The 19,619-nt window shown below is 60.5% G+C and carries 24 protein-coding genes; 14 read left to right on the top strand and 10 right to left on the bottom strand.

The features are described 5' to 3' along the window. Positions 1-26: 26 nt before the first annotated feature. The gene (locus CUN63_RS14475; protein ID WP_007897943.1) at positions 27-1,031 is read left to right on the top strand and encodes an aspartate carbamoyltransferase catalytic subunit; all 1,005 of its coding nucleotides are present in this window, start codon (positions 27-29) and stop codon (positions 1,029-1,031) included. Then, positions 1,028-2,299, top strand: coding sequence for a dihydroorotase (locus CUN63_RS14470; protein WP_129440358.1), 1,272 nt, complete (start codon positions 1,028-1,030; stop codon positions 2,297-2,299). Before CUN63_RS14475 ends, CUN63_RS14470 begins: the two co-directional genes overlap by 4 nt. Before the next feature lie 107 nt (positions 2,300-2,406). On the opposite strand, the gene CUN63_RS14465 is transcribed toward CUN63_RS14470, so the two are convergent. After that, a complete protein-coding gene (locus tag CUN63_RS14465; RefSeq protein WP_129440356.1) occupies positions 2,407-2,838 on the bottom strand; it encodes an NINE protein in 432 nt (143 codons plus the stop codon). A 250-nt stretch (positions 2,839-3,088) separates the two neighbouring features. Between CUN63_RS14465 and CUN63_RS14460 the strand changes: the two genes are divergently transcribed. Then, on the top strand, positions 3,089-3,709 hold the full coding sequence (locus tag CUN63_RS14460; RefSeq protein ID WP_129440354.1) for a C40 family peptidase: 621 nt from the start codon (positions 3,089-3,091) through the stop codon (positions 3,707-3,709). A gap of 143 nt (positions 3,710-3,852) precedes the next feature. On the opposite strand, the gene CUN63_RS14455 is transcribed toward CUN63_RS14460, so the two are convergent. Then, a complete protein-coding gene (locus CUN63_RS14455; RefSeq protein ID WP_129440352.1) occupies positions 3,853-4,887 on the bottom strand; it encodes a type IV pilus twitching motility protein PilT in 1,035 nt (344 codons plus the stop codon). Between the two features lie 196 nt (positions 4,888-5,083). Between CUN63_RS14455 and CUN63_RS14450 the strand changes: the two genes are divergently transcribed. The 10 genes from CUN63_RS14450 (at position 5,084) to CUN63_RS14405 (ending at position 12,077) form a co-directional block, all read left to right on the top strand. Then, on the top strand, positions 5,084-5,770 hold the full coding sequence (locus CUN63_RS14450; protein WP_129440350.1) for a YggS family pyridoxal phosphate-dependent enzyme: 687 nt from the start codon (positions 5,084-5,086) through the stop codon (positions 5,768-5,770). A gap of 35 nt (positions 5,771-5,805) precedes the next feature. Beyond that, positions 5,806-6,624 (top strand): pyrroline-5-carboxylate reductase, encoded by an 819-nt coding sequence (gene proC / locus CUN63_RS14445; protein WP_129440348.1) that lies wholly within the window; start codon positions 5,806-5,808, stop codon positions 6,622-6,624. A 10-nt stretch (positions 6,625-6,634) separates the two neighbouring features. Beyond that, entirely contained in the window at positions 6,635-7,225 is a 591-nt protein-coding gene (locus CUN63_RS14440) for a YggT family protein (protein WP_129440346.1), read from the top strand. A 4-nt stretch (positions 7,226-7,229) separates the two neighbouring features. Beyond that, a complete protein-coding gene (locus tag CUN63_RS14435) occupies positions 7,230-7,523 on the top strand; it encodes a DUF167 domain-containing protein (RefSeq protein WP_129440344.1) in 294 nt (97 codons plus the stop codon). Positions 7,524-7,707: 184 nt separating this feature from the next. Then, on the top strand, positions 7,708-8,847 hold the full coding sequence (locus tag CUN63_RS14430; protein WP_129440342.1) for a homoserine O-acetyltransferase: 1,140 nt from the start codon (positions 7,708-7,710) through the stop codon (positions 8,845-8,847). A gap of 7 nt (positions 8,848-8,854) precedes the next feature. Continuing rightward, a complete protein-coding gene (gene metW / locus CUN63_RS14425; protein ID WP_008152632.1) occupies positions 8,855-9,475 on the top strand; it encodes a methionine biosynthesis protein MetW in 621 nt (206 codons plus the stop codon). A 26-nt stretch (positions 9,476-9,501) separates the two neighbouring features. After that, positions 9,502-9,936 (top strand): DUF4426 domain-containing protein, encoded by a 435-nt coding sequence (locus CUN63_RS14420; RefSeq protein WP_008152635.1) that lies wholly within the window; start codon positions 9,502-9,504, stop codon positions 9,934-9,936. Then, positions 9,933-10,529 (top strand): RdgB/HAM1 family non-canonical purine NTP pyrophosphatase, encoded by a 597-nt coding sequence (gene rdgB / locus CUN63_RS14415; RefSeq protein ID WP_129440340.1) that lies wholly within the window; start codon positions 9,933-9,935, stop codon positions 10,527-10,529. Before CUN63_RS14420 ends, rdgB begins: the two co-directional genes overlap by 4 nt. After that, positions 10,526-11,731 (top strand): radical SAM family heme chaperone HemW, encoded by a 1,206-nt coding sequence (gene hemW / locus CUN63_RS14410; RefSeq protein ID WP_129440338.1) that lies wholly within the window; start codon positions 10,526-10,528, stop codon positions 11,729-11,731. The genes rdgB and hemW overlap by 4 nt, the downstream gene beginning before the upstream one ends. A 22-nt stretch (positions 11,732-11,753) precedes the next feature. After that, the gene (locus CUN63_RS14405) at positions 11,754-12,077 is read left to right on the top strand and encodes a DUF3392 domain-containing protein (protein ID WP_046045220.1); all 324 of its coding nucleotides are present in this window, start codon (positions 11,754-11,756) and stop codon (positions 12,075-12,077) included. A 147-nt stretch (positions 12,078-12,224) separates the two neighbouring features. Here the strand turns inward: CUN63_RS14405 and trmB are convergent, their stop codons facing one another. The 4 genes from trmB to CUN63_RS14380 form a co-directional block, all read right to left on the bottom strand. Continuing rightward, positions 12,225-12,950: a tRNA (guanosine(46)-N7)-methyltransferase TrmB gene (trmB, locus tag CUN63_RS14395; protein WP_129440334.1), complete on the bottom strand. Its 726-nt coding sequence runs from the start codon at positions 12,948-12,950 to the stop codon at positions 12,225-12,227. 9 nt (positions 12,951-12,959) lie between these two features. Further along, on the bottom strand, positions 12,960-13,754 hold the full coding sequence (locus CUN63_RS14390; RefSeq protein ID WP_007897902.1) for a thiazole synthase: 795 nt from the start codon (positions 13,752-13,754) through the stop codon (positions 12,960-12,962). Positions 13,755-13,814: 60 nt separating this feature from the next. Beyond that, on the bottom strand, positions 13,815-14,015 hold the full coding sequence (gene thiS, locus CUN63_RS14385) for a sulfur carrier protein ThiS (RefSeq protein ID WP_007897898.1): 201 nt from the start codon (positions 14,013-14,015) through the stop codon (positions 13,815-13,817). A 90-nt stretch (positions 14,016-14,105) separates the two neighbouring features. Beyond that, positions 14,106-14,477 carry a DUF423 domain-containing protein gene (locus tag CUN63_RS14380; RefSeq protein ID WP_129440332.1) on the bottom strand — a complete coding sequence of 124 codons (372 nt, stop codon included), beginning with the start codon at positions 14,475-14,477 and terminating at the stop codon, positions 14,106-14,108. A gap of 74 nt (positions 14,478-14,551) precedes the next feature. On the opposite strand from CUN63_RS14380, the gene mtgA reads away from it, so the two are divergent. Continuing rightward, positions 14,552-15,274: a monofunctional biosynthetic peptidoglycan transglycosylase gene (gene mtgA / locus CUN63_RS14375; protein WP_129440330.1), complete on the top strand. Its 723-nt coding sequence runs from the start codon at positions 14,552-14,554 to the stop codon at positions 15,272-15,274. 177 nt (positions 15,275-15,451) lie between these two features. On the opposite strand, the gene rpoH is transcribed toward mtgA, so the two are convergent. From rpoH to ftsY, 4 genes are all read right to left on the bottom strand, one after another. Then, positions 15,452-16,306, bottom strand: coding sequence for an RNA polymerase sigma factor RpoH (rpoH, locus tag CUN63_RS14365; protein ID WP_129440328.1), 855 nt, complete (start codon positions 16,304-16,306; stop codon positions 15,452-15,454). 113 nt (positions 16,307-16,419) lie between these two features. Next, positions 16,420-17,442, bottom strand: a complete 1,023-nt coding sequence (gene ftsX, locus CUN63_RS14360; protein WP_129440326.1) for a permease-like cell division protein FtsX — start codon at positions 17,440-17,442, stop codon at positions 16,420-16,422. Continuing rightward, positions 17,439-18,110 (bottom strand): cell division ATP-binding protein FtsE, encoded by a 672-nt coding sequence (gene ftsE, locus CUN63_RS14355; protein WP_008152655.1) that lies wholly within the window; start codon positions 18,108-18,110, stop codon positions 17,439-17,441. The genes ftsX and ftsE overlap by 4 nt, the downstream gene beginning before the upstream one ends. Next, positions 18,107-19,618: a signal recognition particle-docking protein FtsY gene (ftsY, locus tag CUN63_RS14350; protein WP_129440324.1), complete on the bottom strand. Its 1,512-nt coding sequence runs from the start codon at positions 19,616-19,618 to the stop codon at positions 18,107-18,109. The genes ftsE and ftsY overlap by 4 nt, the downstream gene beginning before the upstream one ends. Position 19,619: the final 1 nt, after the last annotated feature.

The following is a 19,619-nucleotide window of genomic DNA, read 5'->3' as shown; positions in this document are numbered from 1 at the left end:
TCGCCCTATTGAGAGTCCCCCTCGCGATGACGCCTCTAGAAACCAAGCGCCCGCTGCAGCTCAATGATCAGGGCCAGCTGCGCCACTTCCTCTCGCTCGACGGTTTGCGCCGCGAGCTGTTGACGGAAATCCTCGACACCGCCGACTCGTTCCTCGAAGTCGGCGCCCGGGCGGTGAAGAAAGTCCCGTTGCTGCGCGGCAAGACCGTGTGCAACGTGTTCTTCGAGAACTCCACCCGCACCCGCACCACCTTCGAACTGGCCGCCCAGCGGCTGTCGGCGGACGTGATCACCCTGAACGTGTCCACGTCGTCGGCAAGCAAGGGCGAAACCCTGCTCGACACCCTGCGCAACCTGGAAGCCATGGCCGCCGACATGTTCGTCGTGCGCCACGGTGATTCCGGCGCGGCGCACTTCATCGCCGAACATGTCTGCCCGCAAGTGGCGATCATCAACGGCGGCGACGGCCGTCACGCTCACCCGACCCAGGGCATGCTCGACATGCTCACCATCCGTCGGCACAAGGGTGGCTTCGAAAACCTTTCGGTGGCTATCGTCGGCGACATCCTGCACTCGCGGGTGGCGCGCTCGAACATGCTCGCGCTGAAAACCCTCGGCTGCCCGGACATCCGCGTCATCGCGCCGAAAACCCTGCTGCCGATCGGCATCGAGCAATACGGCGTGAAGGTTTACACCGACATGACCGAAGGCCTGAAAGACGTCGACGTGGTGATCATGCTGCGCCTGCAGCGTGAACGCATGACCGGCGGCCTGCTGCCGAGCGAAGGTGAGTTCTACCGCCTGTTCGGTCTGACCACCGCGCGCCTGGCCGGAGCCAAACCGGATTGCATCGTCATGCACCCGGGACCGATCAACCGCGGCGTGGAGATTGAGTCGGCGGTGGCCGACGGCCCGCACTCGGTGATCCTCAACCAGGTCACCTACGGTATTGCGATTCGTATGGCCGTGCTGTCCATGGCCATGAGCGGGCAGACTGCCCAGCGCCAATTCGAGCAGGAGAACGCCCAGTGAAGCTCAGCATTCTCGGCGCCCGCGTCATCGATCCAGCCAGCGGCCTGGATCAAGTTACCGATATCCATATTGAAGCCTGCAAGATCATTGCCCTTGGCGCCGCCCCGGCCGGTTTTGTCGCCGTCGACACCCTCGACGCCAAAGGCCTGGTCGCCGCCCCCGGGCTGGTCGACCTGAACGTCGCCCTGCGTGAGCCGGGTTACAGCCGCAAAGGTTCAATCGTCAGCGAAACCCGCGCCGCCGCGGCCGGTGGCGTCACCAGCCTGTGCTGCCCGCCGAAAACCAAACCGGTGCTGGACACCTCGGCCGTGGCCGAACTGATCCTCGACCGCGCCCGCGAGGCCGGCAACACCAAAGTCTTCCCAATCGGCGCCCTGAGCAAAGGCCTGGACGGCGAACAGCTGGCCGAGCTCGTTGCCCTGCGCGATGCCGGTTGCGTGGCCTTCGGCAATGGCCTGGACAGCTTCCGCAACACCCGCACGCTGTGCCGGGCGCTGGAATACGCCGCAACATTCGACCTGACGGTGATTTTCAACTCTCAGGACCATGACCTGGCAGAAGGTGGCCTGGCTCACGAAGGCCCGACCGCCAGCTTCCTCGGTTTGCCGGGCATTCCGGAAACCGCCGAAACCGTGGCTCTGGCCCGTGATCTACTGCTGGTCGAGCAAAGTGGCGTGCGCGCGCACTTCAGCCAGCTCACCAGCGCCCGCGGCGTGGCCCTGATCGCTCAGGCCCAGGCTCGCGGCCTGCCGGTGACGGCTGATGTCGCCCTGTACCAGCTGATCCTGACCGACGAAGCCCTGATCGACTTCAGCAGCCTCTATCACGTCCAGCCGCCGCTGCGCACCCGCGCCGACCGCGATGGCCTGCGTGAAGCGGTGAAATCGGGTGTGGTCTCGGCCATCTCCAGTCATCACCAACCCCACGAGCGGGACGCCAAACTGGCGCCGTTCGGGGCCACCGAGCCGGGCATCAGCAGCGTTGAACTGCTGCTGCCGTTGGCGATGACGCTGGTGGAAGACGGTTTGCTGGACCTGCCAACGCTGTTGGCGCGCTTGAGTACCGGACCTGCCGAGGCATTGCGCCTGCCGGCGGGCAAACTGGCGGTAGGTGGACCTGCGGACATCGTGCTGTTCGATCCGTCGGCTTCGACCGTGGCCGGTGAGACCTGGCTGTCCAAAGGCGAAAACTGCCCGTTCATTGGCCACAGCCTGCCGGGCGTGGTGCGTTACACCTTGGTGGATGGGCGCATTAGCCACCAGGCTTAAGTCCGCGTCGCTGCCATCGCGAGCAAGCTCGCTCCCACACTGGATCTGTGTCGTTCACAAATCCCCTGTGGGAGCGAGCTTGGTCCGGGCGGCGATCCGACGATGGCTTACTGGAAAGCGCCTCTATTCTGAGCGTTACGCACGGAAACCTGGTCATTCAGCGTCCAGAAGTCATACAGCACCCCCACAAAAAACAACCCGCCCGTCACCAGGTACAGCAATCCGCTGATCCACTTCCCTTGATACATCCGGTGCACGCCGAACACCCCAAGAAACGTCAGCAGAATCCACGCCACGTTGTACTCAATGGGTCCGGCGGTAAAACGCAGGTCCGCTTCACGATCCATGGCCGGGATCAGAAACACGTCGATCAGCCAACCGATACCCAACAAACCGAAGGTGAAGAACCAAATCGTCCCCGTCACTGGCTTGCCGTAATAGAAGCGGTGAGCGCCGGTAAAACCGAAAATCCACAGCAGGTAACCGATGACTTTGCTGTGGGTATCTTGTTGCGGATCGGACTGTTGATAGGTGTTCATGAAGGACCTCGATTCACACGATAGATAAATATTCTTTAAATCTTTGTGACTTTTTTACGAGTTGCCGACGTATGGCAAATGGTACTGTCTCTCCCGTCAAAGCCTTATAACACCTGACGTCTGTCCGACAATCGCGTCCATTTTCCGCTTATTTGGTTCCGTTGACCCCAAGGTTGAATCGACCAACGGCCTCGGAAGGGCCAAAAAAGCTGTTATAAAGTTGCGCGCTAACTTATATGAGCCTTGCCTAATGCGTCCATTTTTCAAGACATGGCTAACCATTTGCCTTTTGATGCCACTGGCCGCCCACGCCACCAATCGTGAGCAACGTCTTCCTAACGTTAATGGTTACACCCAAAAATCCCATGTTTCTGCTCCTTCGAGCAAAAACAAACAGAGCGTAAAACGCGCTCCCCAGTTGAGCAGCAACAAAAGCAGCCTGATACCGCCAATGGCGGCCAAGGAAAGCAGCAACGTGCTGAGCCGCGCAGTCAACGTCCTCGGTACACCCTACCGTTGGGGCGGCAGCAGCCCAAGTAAAGGGTTCGACTGCAGTGGCCTGGTGAAATACGCGTTCAACGACGCCACGTTTGACCTGCCACGCACTTCCAACGCCATGGCCAGCGGTCATGGGGAGAAAGTCGATCGCAAGGATCTGAAGCCTGGCGACCTGATTTTCTTCAACATCAAGAGCCGTCGGGTCAATCACGTTGCCATCTACCTGGGCAACGACCGCTTCATCCACGCACCACGTCGTGGCAAGTCGGTGACCATCGACACGCTGAAAAAACCCTTCTGGGAAAGCCACTATGTGGTTGCCAAGCGGGTTACGCCGAAAGAGAAGAACACCCTGCAGGTTGTTCAACGCTGATTTGAAATCCCGGGTCTGATCCGGGATTTTACTTTGAACATGATGCCGCCATCGCGAGCAAGCTCGCTCCCACATTGAAATGCGCTCCCCTGTGGGAGCGAGCTTGCTCGCGATGGCGTCGTTGAAAGCGACACAAATCCCCGTCAAAACCCATCCGGCGTGCGCGCCTTCTCCCGCGCATGCTCGCGGCTGATCAAGCCCTTGGTCACCAGCTCCTTCAAGCACATATCCAGCGTCTGCATCCCCAGGTTTCCCCCGGTCTGAATCGACGAGTACATCTGCGCCACCTTGTCTTCGCGGATCAGGTTACGGATCGCTGACGTGCCGAGCATGATTTCGTGGGCCGCGATCCGCCCGCCGCCGATCTTCTTGACCAACGTCTGCGACACCACCGCCAGTAACGACTCGGACAGCATCGAACGGACCATCGACTTCTCGTCCCCCGGAAACACGTCCACCACCCGATCGATGGTTTTCGCCGCCGATGTCGTGTGCAGCGTGCCAAACACCAGGTGACCGGTTTCGGCGGCGGTCAACGCCAGGCGAATGGTCTCCAGATCCCGCATCTCCCCCACCAGAATCACGTCCGGGTCCTCCCGCAGGGCCGAGCGCAGAGCCGTGGCGAAGCTGCGTGTATCGCGATGGACTTCACGCTGATTGATCAAACATTTGCGCGACTCGTGGACGAACTCGATCGGGTCTTCGATGGTGAGGATGTGGTGGTGACGATGGGTGTTCAGGTGATCGATCATCGCCGCCAGGGTGGTGGATTTGCCGGAACCGGTCGGCCCGGTCACCAGCACCAGCCCCCGCGGTGCTTCGGTAATCTTGCGAAACACTTCCCCCATACCGAGGTCGTCCATGCTCAGGACTTTGGACGGAATGGTCCGGAACACCGCGCCAGCACCACGATTGTGGTTGAACGCGTTAACCCGAAAACGCGCCACGCTGGGCACGTCGAAGGAGAAGTCGGTCTCCAGGTGCTTCTCGAAGTCCACCCGCTGAGTGTCGTTCATGATGTCGTAGATCAGCGCCTGCACCTGCTTGTGGTCCAGGGCTGGCAGGTTGATGCGCCGCACATCGCCGTCGACCCGAATCATCGGTGGCAGGCCGGCAGACAGATGCAAGTCGGACGCGCCCTGTTTCGCGCTGAAAGCCAGCAGCTCAGTGATATCCATAGCGTTCCTCAATTCCAGTAGAATGCCGCGAACCTTCAGACCGCCGGCGCCTGATCCTCGCCTGATAAAGTCGCCGAGCGATGATCAGGCAAGGCAAAAGTCGGCGAAGAAGCGGAGTTGACGTCAGTCAATGAGCATTCTGAGTCGACTTTTAACGCCGCATGATCGAGTGCAGGCACTTTTCAGGCAGGATTTGATGTCCACGATAGCAGACAACATTGCTCAGGTTAGTTCACGCATCCACGCCGCTGCCGTCGCCGCAAAGCGCGACGAAGACAGCGTCCAGCTGCTGGCCGTGAGCAAGACCAAGCCCGCCGAAGCCCTGCGCGAAGCGTATGCCGCGGGGCTACGCGATTTTGGCGAGAACTACCTGCAGGAAGCCCTGAGCAAACAGCTCGAATTGGCCGACCTGCCCTTGATCTGGCACTTCATTGGCCCCATTCAATCGAACAAGACTCGCGCTATCGCCGAGCACTTCGCCTGGGTGCATTCCGTGGATCGTTTGAAAATCGCACAACGCCTGTCCGAACAACGTCCTGCCGATTTGCCGCCTCTGAACATCTGCATCCAGGTCAACGTCAGTGGTGAAGCCAGCAAGTCCGGCTGCACCCCGGCTGATCTTCCGGCCCTGGCCAATGCCATCAGCGAACTGCCGCGCATCAAGCTGCGCGGGTTGATGGCGATCCCCGAGCCGACTGAAGATCGCGCCGCCCAGGATGCCGCTTTTGCTGCCGTGCAGCTTCTGCAAGCCAGCCTGAACCTGCCGCTCGACACACTTTCCATGGGCATGAGCCACGACCTTGAGTCGGCCATCGCCATGGGCGCCACCTGGGTCCGCATCGGTACGGCCCTGTTTGGTGCCCGCGACTACGGTCAGCCTTGAAATATGGCTGACTCCTCTCTTTATAAGGACCTGACATGAGCAAGACTCGTATTGCCTTTATCGGTGCCGGCAACATGGCCGCCAGCCTGATCGGCGGCCTGCGCGCCAAAGGTCTGGACGCCGCGCAGATCCGCGCCAGCGATCCGGGCGCTGAAAGCCGCGCTCGCGTGAACGCTGAACACGGTATCGACGTGTTCGCCGACAACGCCGAAGCCATCCAGGGCGCCGAAGTCGTCGTACTGGCGGTCAAACCTCAAGCGATGAAAGCCGTCTGCGAAGCGCTTCGCCCAAGCCTCCAGCCGAATCAACTGGTGGTCTCGATTGCGGCCGGCATCACCTGCGCCAGCATGAACAACTGGCTCGGCGCCCAACCGATCGTGCGTTGCATGCCCAACACCCCGGCGCTGCTGCGTCAGGGCGTGAGCGGTTTGTTCGCCACGGCTGAAGTGAACACCGAGCAACGCCAACAGGCGCAAGAACTGCTGTCCGCCGTCGGCATCGCACTGTGGCTGGATGAAGAGCAGCAACTGGACGCGGTCACCGCCGTTTCCGGCTCGGGCCCTGCGTACTTCTTCCTGCTCATTGAGGCCATGACCGCCGCCGGCGTGAAGCTCGGCCTGCCAGCAGACATCGCTGCACAACTGACCCTGCAAACCGCCTTGGGCGCTGCTCACATGGCCGTGGCCAGTGACGTCGACGCTGCGGAACTGCGTCGTCGCGTGACGTCACCTGCGGGCACGACGGAAGCGGCGATCAAGTCGTTCCAGGCCGGCGGCTTCGAAGCCCTGGTAGAAAAAGCACTTGGCGCCGCTGCGCACCGCTCGGCCGAGATGGCCGAACAATTGGGTCAATAAGGAGCCTTACATGATTGGATTGAACACTGCAGCGGTCTACGTGCTGCAAACCCTCGGCAGCCTGTACCTGCTGATCGTGCTGCTGCGCTTTGTGCTGCAACTGGTACGCGCAAACTTCTACAACCCGCTCTGCCAGTTCGCCGTGAAAGCCACTCAGCCGCTGCTCAAGCCGTTGCGCCGGATCATCCCGAGCATGTTCGGCCTGGACATGTCCTCGCTGGTGCTGGCGATCCTCGTGCAGCTGGCGCTGATGGCCCTGACTCTGCTGCTGACTTACGGCACCACCGGTAACCCGCTGCAATTGCTGCTCTGGTCGCTGATCGGCGTGACCGCGCTGTTCCTGAAGATTTTCTTCTTTGCCCTGATTATCAGCGTGATCCTGTCCTGGGTCGCACCGGGCAGCCATAACCCTGGCGCCGAGCTGGTGAACCAGATCTGCGAGCCGGCCCTGGCGCCGTTCCGCAAGATCCTGCCAAACCTCGGCGGCCTGGATATTTCGCCGATCCTGGCGTTCATGGTGCTCAAGCTGATCGACATGCTGGTGATCAACAACCTCGCCGCCATGACGATGATGCCGGAAATCCTGCGTCTACTGATCTGACCCGGTGAGCTACTTTCGCTGGGACGGTGACGACCTGATTCTGGAATGTCACCTGCAACCGGCGGCCCGCAGCGATGATTTCTGCGGGCTGCATGGGGATCGATTGAAGATTCGCCTGACGGCGCCGCCGGTTGAAGGCAAGGCCAACGCGTATTTGATGGCGTTTCTGGCCAAGGCGTTTGGGGTTTCCAAGAGCCAGGTGAGTTTGATTAGCGGGCAGTTGAACCGGCAGAAGCGGGTGCGGATTTGTTCGCCGAAGAAGCTGCCGGATTTGCCGGGGTTGGTGCGACAGAGCTGATAGACCGAGGCGCTGCATTCGCGAGCAAGCCCGCTCCCACAAGGGAACGCATTCCAATGTGGGAGCGGGCCTGCTCGCGAATGGCGCGCCTCGGTCCAGCTGAATGAAATCAGCCCCGGCCTTTGCTTGCTGCTAGGGGCAGCGGTCTTTAGACTTACGCCTCATTTCAACGAGAGCAGGGTCGATGCCAGCTGCCTTCCCCCCCGATTCTGTTGGTCTGGTGACGCCGCAAGTGGCGCACTTCAGCGAACCCCTGGCCTTGGCCTGCGGCCGTTCGCTCCCAGCTTATGACCTGATCTACGAAACCTACGGCACGCTGAACGCCGCGGCGAGCAACGCCGTGCTGATTTGCCACGCCTTGTCCGGTCATCATCACGCTGCCGGCTTCCACAGCCCCGACGACCGCAAACCCGGTTGGTGGGACAGCTGCATCGGCCCCGGCAAGCCGATTGATACCAACAAATTCTTCGTGGTCAGCCTGAACAACCTCGGCGGTTGCAACGGTTCCACCGGCCCGAGCAGCGTCAATCCGGAAACCGGCAAGCCGTTCGGCGCCGACTTCCCAGTGCTGACCGTGGAAGACTGGGTTCACAGCCAGGCGCGCCTGGCAGACCGCATCGGCATCGGCCAATGGGCCGCCGTGATCGGCGGCAGTCTCGGTGGCATGCAGGCGATGCAGTGGAGCATCACTTACCCGGATCGCATTCGCCACTGCCTGGCCATCGCCTCGGCCCCCAAGCTGTCGGCACAGAACATCGCGTTCAACGAAGTGGCGCGCCAGGCGATCCTCACCGACCCCGAGTTCCACGGCGGTTCGTTCCAGGAAGCGGGCGTGATCCCCAAGCGTGGCTTGATGCTGGCGCGGATGGTCGGGCACATCACGTACCTGTCCGATGACTCGATGGGTGAAAAATTCGGTCGTGGCCTGAAGAGCGAAAAGCTCAACTACGACTTCCACAGCGTCGAGTTTCAGGTTGAAAGCTACCTGCGTTATCAGGGCGAAGAGTTCTCCGGACGTTTCGACGCCAACACCTACCTGCTGATGACCAAGGCACTGGACTACTTCGATCCGGCGGCGAACTTCGACGACGACCTGGCGAAAACCTTCGCCAACGCCCAGGCCAAGTTCTGCGTGATGTCCTTCACCACCGACTGGCGCTTCTCCCCTGCCCGCTCGCGGGAACTGGTGGACGCGCTGATGGCGGCCAAGAAAGACGTCTGCTACCTCGAGATCGACGCTCCGCAAGGCCACGACGCCTTCCTGATTCCGATCCCGCGCTACTTGCAGGCATTCAGCAATTACATGAACCGCATTACGTTGTGAGAAAGCCATGAGAGCTGATCTGGAAATCATCCAGGAATGGATCCCCGCCGGCAGCCGCGTGCTCGACCTCGGTTGCGGCGACGGTGAGCTGCTGACCTGGTTGCGCGATAACAAGCAAGTGACCGGCTATGGCCTGGAAAACGACCCGGACAACATCGCCGAATGCGTGGCCAAGGGCATCAACGTGATTGAGCAGGACCTGGACAAGGGCCTGGGTAACTTTGCCAGCAACAGCTTCGACGTCGTGGTCATGACCCAGGCGCTGCAGGCCGTGCACTACCCGGACAAGATCCTCGACGAAATGCTGCGCGTCGGTCGCCAGTGCATCATCACCTTCCCCAACTTCGGTCACTGGCGCTGCCGCTGGTACCTGGCGAGCAAGGGCCGGATGCCGGTGTCCGATTTTCTGCCGTACACCTGGTACAACACGCCGAACATCCACTTTTGCACTTTCGAAGACTTTGAAGCGTTGTGTCGCGAACGTGAAGCCAGGGTCATTGATCGGCTTGCCGTGGATCAACAGCACCGCCACGGGTGGGCCAGTAAGCTATGGCCTAATCTATTAGGTGAAATCGGTATTTACCGCGTCAGCAGCCCCGGGCTGCAAGACCACAAGGTCGCGGTCTGAGTCACGACACTTCGAGGAGAATGAACATGGGTCGACTAGCGCTGTTTGTACTTACTGCCTGCCTGAGCGTCACCGCCATGGCCGCCGACGTCATCAAAGGCGAGCGCAAAGAAACCTTTGGCGATGTAACGGTGCACTACAACACCTTCAACTCCACCTTCCTGACACCGGATATCGCCAAAGCTGCCGGGCTGACGCGAAGCAAGAACCAGGGCGTGATAAACGTCTCCGTGCTCAAGGATGGCAAACCACTGACCGCTGAAGTCAGCGGATCGGTGAAAGACCTGACCAGCCAGACCGTACCGTTGAAGTTCAAACAGATCACTGAACAAGGCGCGATCTACTACATCGCCCAGTTCCCGGTCGATCAACAGGAAGTCCGCACCTTCGACATCAAGGTGCAGAACGGCGATAAAATCAACACCATCAATTTCAACCAAGAGCTCTTCCCCGGCGAATGATCAACTTCACGCAACTCGTACTGGCCAGCCATAACGCCGGCAAACTCAAGGAACTTCAGGCCATGCTCGGCGAATCGGTGCAACTGCGCTCGATCGGCGAGTTCAGCAGCGTCGAGCCTGAAGAAACCGGCCTGTCGTTCGTCGAAAACGCCATCCTCAAGGCCCGCAATGCCGCGCGCATCTCCGGCCTGCCAGCGCTGGCCGACGATTCGGGGTTGGCCGTGGATTTCCTCGGCGGTGCGCCGGGTATCTACTCGGCGCGTTACGCCGACGGTCAGGGCGATGCGGCGAACAACGCCAAACTGCTCGACGTATTGAAGGACGTGCCGCAAGCCGAGCGCGGTGCGCAGTTTGTCTGCGTTCTGGCGCTGGTGCGTCATGCCGACGATCCGTTGCCGATTCTCTGCGAAGGCCTGTGGCACGGACGAATCCTGCCAGCGGCCAGCGGCGAACACGGTTTTGGTTACGATCCACTGTTCTGGGTGCCGGAACGCGACTGCTCCAGCGCCGAACTGAGCCCGAGCGACAAGAACCTCATCAGCCACCGCGCCCGTGCAATGGATCTGCTGCGCCAGCGTCTGGGCCTGAAATGATCCATGACTCATCCGCGTCGCCGCTGATCTTCGGCGGCGACGCCCAATCGCCTCGGGCCGCCCTGCCTGTGCTGCCGCCCCTGGCGCTGTACATCCACATCCCGTGGTGTGTGCGCAAATGTCCTTATTGCGACTTCAATTCCCACACCGCCAGCCCGGTGTTGCCGGAAGAAGAATATGTCGACGCGTTGCTGGCCGACCTCGATCAGGACCTGCATGCCGTCTACGGCCGTGAGCTGAGTTCGATCTTCTTTGGCGGCGGCACGCCGAGCCTGTTCAGCGCCGAGGCGTTGGGCCGTTTGCTCAAAGGCGTCGAGCAGCGCATTCCGTTCGCCAGCGACATCGAAATTACCCTGGAAGCCAATCCCGGGACGTTCGAGCAAGAGAAGTTCGTCGCCTACCGGGCGCTGGGCATCAATCGCCTGTCGATCGGCATCCAGAGCTTTCAGGAAGAGAAACTCAAGGCCCTGGGGCGGATTCACAACGGTGACGAAGCGGTACGTGCCGCCGGCATGGCCCGTCAGGCCGGGTTCGATAACTTCAATCTGGACCTGATGCACGGTTTGCCCGATCAGTCCCTGGACGACGCCCTGAGCGATCTGCGCCAGGCCATCGCCCTGAAGCCGACCCACTTGTCCTGGTATCAGCTGACCCTGGAGCCGAACACGGTGTTCTGGAACCAGCCGCCGACGCTGCCGGAAGACGACACGTTGTGGGACATTCAGGAGGCCGGTCAGGCGCTGTTGGCCGAGCACGGTTACGCGCAATACGAAGTTTCGGCCTATGCCCAGCCCGGCCGTCCGGCGCGGCACAACCTCAATTACTGGAGTTTCGGCGACTTCATCGGCATCGGTGCCGGGGCTCACGGCAAACTCAGTCACCCCGACGGGCGCATCGTCCGCACCTGGAAGACCCGGTTGCCGAAGGACTACCTCAACCCGGCCAAAAGCTTCAAGGCTGGGGAGAAAGCTCTGACCAATGAAGAACTGCCGTTCGAGTTCCTGATGAACGCCTTGCGCCTGACCGCCGGCGTGGAATCGCGACTGTACCCGGAACGCACCGGGCTGAGCCTGGAAAGCCTCGCCGAAGGCCGCCGCGAGGCCGAACAAAGTGGCTTGTTGCAGGTCGAACCGTCACGTCTGGCGGCCACCGAGCGCGGACAACTCTTCCTCAATGACTTGTTGCAGACATTTTTGAGCTGATTTCAGCCTTAAGGGAAAACGAATGGATTTGATACTCGACCTGCTCGCCACCGCGTCCCGCTGGAGCCGTAGCAACCTGTCTGAAATCGCTCTGGCACTGGTGGGCTGCCTGCTGGTGTTGTTTGGCGCCGATATCAAAGGCTGGGTCGACCAACGCCTGGGCAGCATCGCCGGCGCCTTGCGCGTCCCGCTGATGGCCCTGCTGTGCATGATCGGCAGCGGCGTCGCGCTGATCTACGCCACGCCGTGGATCATCAAAGGCCTGAGCCAGTTCAACAACTACAGCCTGGCGCCGGTGTTGTTGGTGGTGCTGGTGTTGATCGGCGTCGTCGCAGACCGCCGCTAACCCCCTGGCACAACACAAAACAAATGTGGGAGCGGCGGTGCGACGATTCGACTTGCTCGCGAAAGCGGTGTGTCATTCAACTTAAATGTCGACTGACACGACGCCTTCGCGAGCAAGCCCGCTCCCACATTGGGTATTGCGTACGGTTTAGGACTGTTTCTCGAACTTCAGATCCCACACGCCATGCCCAAGTCGTTCGCCGCGGCGTTCGAACTTGGTGATTGGGCGCTCGGTCGGGCGCGGGACGCATTTGCCGTCTTCGGCCAGGTTGCGATAACCCGGCGCAACGTTCATCACTTCCAGCATGTACTCGGCGTACGGTTCCCAATCGGTGGCCATGTGCAGCACACCGCCGACCTTCAACTTGCTGCGCACCAGTTCAGCGAACGACGCCTGAACGATACGGCGCTTGTGGTGGCGGCTCTTGTGCCATGGGTCCGGGAAAAACAGCATCAGGCGATCGAGGCTGTTGTCGGCCACGCAGCGGTTGAGCACTTCAATCGCATCGCAATCGTAGACCCGCAGGTTGGTCAGGCCCTGAGTCAGCACGCCATTGAGCAGCGCTCCCACACCCGGACGGTGCACTTCCACGCCGATGAAATCCTGCTCTGGAGAGGCTGCGGCCATTTCCAGCAGCGAATGGCCCATGCCGAAACCGATTTCCAGCGAGCGCGGTGCCGAACGACCGAACACCTGATCGAAGTCCACCGGCGCATCGGCCAGAGGCAGCACGAACAGCGGCGAGCCCTGTTCCAGACCTTTTTGCTGGCCTTCGGTCATGCGCCCGGCGCGCATCACAAAACTCTTGATGCGGCGGTGTTGGCGCTCTTCGCCTTCTTCCGGCTGGATAGGCGTTTCGTTTGATTCAGTCATCAATGGCTCTTACTTGATCAGACCATCCAGCGGCGAGGAGGCGCTGGCATAGAGTTTTTTCGGCATGCGGCCGGCGAGGTAGGCCAAGCGACCTGCCACGATGGCGTGTTTCATGGCTTCAGCCATCATGATCGGCTGCTGGGCATGGGCGATAGCCGAGTTCATCAGCACCGCTTCGCAACCCAGTTCCATGGCGATGGTTGCATCGGAGGCGGTACCGACACCGGCATCCACCAACACCGGGATCTTGGCTTCTTCGAGGATGATCTGCAGGTTGTACGGGTTGCAGATCCCCAGGCCCGTGCCGATCAGGCCGGCCAGCGGCATCACCGCGATGCAGCCGATTTCCGCCAGTTGACGGGCGATGATCGGGTCATCGCTGGTGTAGACCATCACGTCGAAACCTTCCTTGACCAGCACTTCGGCGGCCTTGAGGGTTTCGATCACGTTGGGGAACAGGGTTTTCTGGTCCGCCAGCACTTCCAGCTTCACCAGGTTGTGGCCACCGAGCAGCTCACGGGCCAGGCGGCAGGTGCGCACAGCCTCGGTAGCGTCGAAGCAACCGGCGGTGTTAGGCAGGAAGGTGTAGCGATCCGGCGACAGGACTTCGAGCAGGTTCGGTTCGCCCGGGTTCTGGCCGAGGTTGGTGCGGCGCACGGCGAAGGTGACGATCTCGGCACCCGAGGCTTCGATGGCCAGGCGGGTTTCTTCCATGTCGCGGTACTTGCCGGTACCTACCAGCAAACGTGACTGGTAAGTACGACCGGCCAGGACGAAGGGCTTGTCGCTACGAACGATGCTCATGGGAAATCCTCTGTAGTGGTGAGGTTCTTGCAGAATTCTGTGCCCTTGAGGGCCGGACGACTAGCCGCCGCCGATGGCGTGGACCACTTCGACGGAATCGCCGTCGTTCAGCGTGGTTTCTGCGTGCTGGCTGCGCGGGACGATATCCAGATTGAGTTCGACCGCCACCCGGCGTCCGGTCAGCTCCAGACGGGTCAGCAGGGCCGCAACGGTTTCACCGTCGGGCAGTTCAAGGGATTCGCCGTTCAACTGAATGCGCATGCCGGAAGCCGCCATCATTTTTAGGGGCTGGCATTCTAGCCCGATCAGTCTTGGCGACCCAAGCCATTCGTCATGAAATGGACTGCTCGGTCAGCTCAACCGCCAGGCGGCAAGCCCCAGGCAGAACCAGCCGACCAGAAACGCCAGGCCGCCGAAGGGGGTGATGATCCCGAGCTTGCTGACGCCGGTTATGGTCAACAGGTACAGACTGCCGGAAAACAGCAGTATGCCAATGACAAATGATGCACCCGCCCACGTGATCAGGCGACCGGGAATCTGCGTGGCCAGCAGTGCAACGCCCAGCAAGGCCAACGTGTGCACCAATTGGTAGGTCACGCCGGTGTGGAAAATCGCCAGGTACTCGGGCGTCAGGCGGCTTTTCAAGCCATGGGCGGCAAACGCGCCAAGGGCAACGCCGGTGAAGCCGAAGAAAGCGACCAGCATCAGAAAGCCACGCAGCATGAAGAACTCCAGTCAGACTCGATCCACAGGGTCTGTATAATGGCCCGCTCAACGGGTTCGGCCAAGCCATCTCTATGCTGCGTTTATTTTTGCGACGATTCACGAAGGCCCTGCTCTGGTTCGCGGGTGGCAGCGTATTGCTGGTGCTGATCTTTCGCGTGGTACCGCCACCGGGAACCGCGTTGATGGTCGAGCGCAAGGTCGAATCCTGGTTCGACGGCGAGCCCATCGACCTGCAACGTACCTGGAAACCCTGGGATGAAATCTCCGATGACCTGAAAGTCGCAGTGATTGCCGGCGAGGATCAGAAATTCCCGGAGCATTGGGGTTTTGACTTTGGCGCGATCCAGGCCGCACTGGCCCACAACGAGCTCGGCGGATCGATTCGCGGCGCCAGCACCTTGAGTCAGCAGGTCTCTAAGAATCTGTTTCTGTGGTCCGGCCGCAGCTGGCTGCGCAAAGGCCTGGAAGCCTGGTTTACCGGGCTGATCGAAGTGTTCTGGCCCAAGCAGCGAATTCTTGAGGTGTATCTGAACAGCGTCGAGTGGGATGACGGGGTGTTTGGCGCGGAAGCAGCAGCCAGGCATCACTTTGGCGTCAGCGCTCGTTCGCTGTCCCGTCAGCAGGCCAGTTTGCTGGCGGCGGTGTTGCCTAACCCGCGAGTGTGGAGTGCCAGTCATCCAACTAACTACGTCGCACGGCGAGCGGGATGGATTCGACAGCAGATGAGTCAGCTCGGTGGCGACAGCTACCTTGCAGGGCTCAATGATTCGCGGCGGGCGCCTTGGGCACAGTAACGCCGCAAATCCCCTGTGGGAGCGGGCTTGCTCGCGAAGGCGTCGTGTCAGTCAACATCATTGCTGGATGACACACCCCTTTCGCGAGCAAGCCCGCTCCCACATGGGTTATATGTTGGGTACAAACAAAAACGCCCCGATCAATGATCGGGGCGTTTTTTTATGCCGGAGCTGCGGTTAGGCGGCAATCGACAACTTGAGCTTGTTCATCGCGCTCTTCTCGAGCTGACGAATACGCTCGGCCGACACGTTGTACTTCTGCGCCAGGTCGTGCAGCGTGGCTTTTTCTTCTGCCAGCCAGCGCTGGTAGAGGATGTCACGACTGCGGTCGTCCAGCACTTCAAGCGCTTCGTGCAGGTTGTGGTTCGAGTTGTCGCTCCAGTCAGCATCTTCCAGTTGACGGGCCGGGTCGTACCGGTGGTCTTCCAGGTAGTTGGCCGGCGACTGGAATGCGCTGTCGTCGTCCGCTTCCGCGGCCGGGTCGAAGGCCATGTCATGGCCGGTCAGGCGACTTTCCATCTCACGCACTTCCCGAGGCTCTACACCGAGGCTTTCCGCCACACGCTGGACTTCCTCGTTGTTCAGCCACGCCAGACGCTTCTTCTGGCTGCGCAGGTTGAAGAACAGCTTGCGCTGGGCCTTGGTGGTCGCGACTTTCACAATGCGCCAGTTGCGCAGGATGAACTCGTGGATTTCCGCCTTGATCCAGTGCACAGCGAACGAAACCAGACGCACACCCATTTCCGGGTTGAAGCGCTTCACGGCCTTCATCAGGCCGACGTTGCCTTCCTGGATCAGGTCAGCCTGAGCCAGACCGTAGCCGGAATAGCTACGGGCGATATGTACAACAAAACGCAGGTGGGCGAGCACCATCTGCCGAGCCGCCCCCAAATCCTGCTCATAATAGAGACTCTCGGCCAGTTCACGCTCCTGCTCCGGCGTCAGCAATGGAATGCTGTTCACCGTGTGCACATAAGCCTCCAGGTTCGCACCCGGGACCAGAGCATATGCAGGTTGCAAAGAATTGGTCATACGAAAAAACCTCCCACTTACATAACTCGTGCAGTTCAGCACTGCGAAAATTGACCGGAAACCGAAAGACAAGTTCCCATAAACGCTGAAAGGTCAATACGAGCAAAATGATACTACTTAGGCGCAAGCTCCCTCAGGTGGCGTGCGACTGCAATCCATGCACCGATATACCCCAACAGCACCGCGCCAAGCAAGAGAGACAGACCGTCGGCAACTGGCACTCCGGCCAGCGCGAAATCACTGCCGTACAGTCCGGCCAGCCCCACCACCGCGTCGTTCAACCAATCAAGGCCGAACGCCAATACGCCCCAGGAAAGAATCCCCGCACCGAAGCCATAAAGCGCACCCATATACAGAAAGGGCCTGCGCACATAGCTGTCAGTGCCGCCGACGAGTTTAATCACTTCTATCTCTGTGCGGCGGTTTTCAATATGAAGACGAATGGTATTGCCTATCACCAAAAGTAATGCAGAAACCAGAAGCACGGTCAGACCGAAGACAAAACGGTCACCCAGCTTGAGGATGGCTGCCAGACGCTCGACCCAGACTAGATCAAGTTGCGCCTGTTGTACCTTGGGCAACTCGGAAAGTTTTTGTCGTAATGCTTCAAGGGCTGGCTTATCGACCTCATTCGGCGTCACCAAAACCACGCCTGGCAGCGGGTTTTCCGGCAGTTCCTTGAGCGCCTCGCCCAAACCCGACTGCTGCTGAAACTCTTCCAGCGCCTGATCGCGGCCGACATATTCAGCATCAGCTACGCCAGGCATGCCTTTAATCTGCTCGCGCAACGACTCGCCTTCAGCGGGGCTGGCGTCGATTTGCAGGTACAGGGAAATCTGCGCCGCACGCTGCCAGGAACCGCCAAGACGCTCGACGTTACTTAGCAAAAGTGACAGGCCCATCGGCAAACTCAGGGCAACCGCCATCACCATGCAGGTGAAGAAGCTACCGATTGGCTGCTTGCCCAAACGACGCAAGCTATCGAGCAGGCTCGCGCGATGACTCTCGACCCAGGCGCGGAACAGTGTGGCAAAATCCGGGCCGTCATCATCGTCGCGTTTTTTCTTCTGCGGCTGCTGGTCGGCGGCCTTCGGGGCCACGCGCTCGGAAACCTTGGGGCTGCGTGTCGCACTCATACGCCGGCCTCCCCGTCACCGATCAATCGGCCGCGTTGCAGGGTCAGCATGCGGTGGCGCATGCGGGCGATCAGTGCCAGGTCGTGACTGGCAATCAGCACGCTGGTGCCAAGACGGTTGATGTCTTCGAACACGCCCATGATTTCTGCCGCCAGACGCGGATCAAGGTTACCGGTCGGTTCGTCCGCCAGCAGCAAGGCCGGGCGGTGAACGATGGCGCGGGCGATGCCGACGCGCTGCTGCTGACCGGTGGACAGGTCGCCGGGGTACAAATCGGTTTTGTCCGACAGCGCCACGCGCTCGAGCGCCGAATCCACGCGCTTGGCGATCTCGGCCTTGGACAACCCAAGGATCTGCAAGGGCAGCGCGATGTTGTTGAACACCGTGCGATCGAACAGCAGTTGGTGATTCTGGAACACCACACCGATCTGCCGCCGCAGGTAAGGAATCTGCGCGTTGCTGATGGTGCTCAGGTCTTGCCCGGCCAGCAGCAATTTGCCGGTGGTCGGGCGCTCCATCGCCAGCAGCAGGCGCAATAAGGTGCTTTTACCCGCGCCAGAGTGGCCGGTCACAAACAAAAACTCGCCCCGACGGACTCGAAAGCTCAGCTCATGCAAGCCGACGTGACCGTTCGGGTAGCGCTTACCGACCTGTTCGAAACGAATCATGAACGCTCCCGCTCGGCAAACAATGCCTGGACAAAGGGTTCTGCTTCAAAAGTACGCAAATCATCGATGCCTTCACCGACGCCGATGTAGCGAATCGGCAGGCCAAACTGCTTGGCGAGGGCGAAAATCACCCCCCCTTTGGCGGTGCCATCGAGCTTGGTCAGCGCCAGGCCGGTCAGTTCGACGGTCTGGTTGAATTGTTTGGCCTGACTGATCGCGTTCTGCCCCGTACCGGCATCCAGCACCAACAGCACTTCGTGCGGCGCATCGGCGTCGAGTTTGCTGATAACCCGGCGAACCTTCTTCAGCTCTTCCATCAAATTGTCTTTGGTGTGCAAACGACCGGCGGTGTCGGCGATCAGCACGTCAATGCCTCGGGCCTTGGCCGCTTGCACGGCATCGAAGATAACCGAAGCCGAGTCAGCGCCGGTGTGCTGGGCGATGACCGGGATCTTGTTGCGCTCGCCCCAGACCTGCAATTGTTCGACGGCGGCGGCGCGGAAGGTATCGCCGGCCGCGAGCATGACTTTCTTGCCTTCGAGCTGCAGCTTCTTCGCCAGTTTGCCGATGGTGGTGGTCTTGCCGGCACCGTTGACGCCGACGACCAGAATCACGAACGGCTTGGTCTGCGAAGTGATTTTCAGCGGTTGCTCGACGGGTTTGAGCATCGCCGCGAGTTCCGCCTGCAGGGACTTGTACAGCGCGTCGGCATCGGCCAGCTCTTTGCGAGCGACTTTCTGGGTCAGGCGCTGAATGATCACCGAGGTTGCCTCGACGCCCACGTCGGCAGTCAGTAGGCGGGTTTCGATGTCTTCGAACAGATCGTCATCGATGATCTTCTTGCCCAGGAACAGGCTGGCCATGCCTTCGCCGATGCTGGCGCTGGTCTTGGACAAGCCTTGTTTCAGGCGGGCGAAGAAACCGGCTTTGGTTTCTTCGGTACGCGTGGGCTCGGCAGGCGCTTCGACGGGAATGACAGGTGCGGCGGCAACGGGAGCGACGACCGGTGCAGGCGCTTGAACAACCGGAGCAACCGGAGCAACGAATGCGGGCACAGGTTCCGGAACAACCGGTTCAGGCTCGGCCACCACCACTGGCGCGACAACCGGCTCAACCACTGGCGCTTGAACGGGTTCAGGAGCAAAGGCAGTCGGGGCTGGAATTGGTGGTGTAACGTGCGGTGCCAGCTCATCTATGACCAATGCCACCGGCTCTTCCGCCACTGGCAACGTCAGCCATGGCTCGGCAACGGGCGTGAGCGGCACCTGGGCCACGACTTCGGCGACGACATCAGGCTCAGGCTCGGTGACCGGTTGCAGCACCGGCTCGGCGATCGGCAAGACAATCGGCGCGGGCTCTTCTTCTATTACCGGCGCAGGCGTTGGCTCAGGAAGTGGTTGTGGCTGTTCGACGACGGGTTCCTGCGGCTTTTTGCGCAGCCATCCGAACAGGCTTTTCTTCTCACCAGCCGCAGCTGGGGCTTTCTTGTCGTCGTTGGAACCAAACATG

The sequence above is a fragment of the Pseudomonas sp. ACM7 genome, assembly GCF_004136015.1.
Classification (GTDB): Bacteria; Pseudomonadota; Gammaproteobacteria; order Pseudomonadales; family Pseudomonadaceae; genus Aquipseudomonas; species Aquipseudomonas frigoris.
Note: the sequence above shows the minus strand (reverse complement) of the source record. Positions and strands in the feature narration are given on the sequence as shown.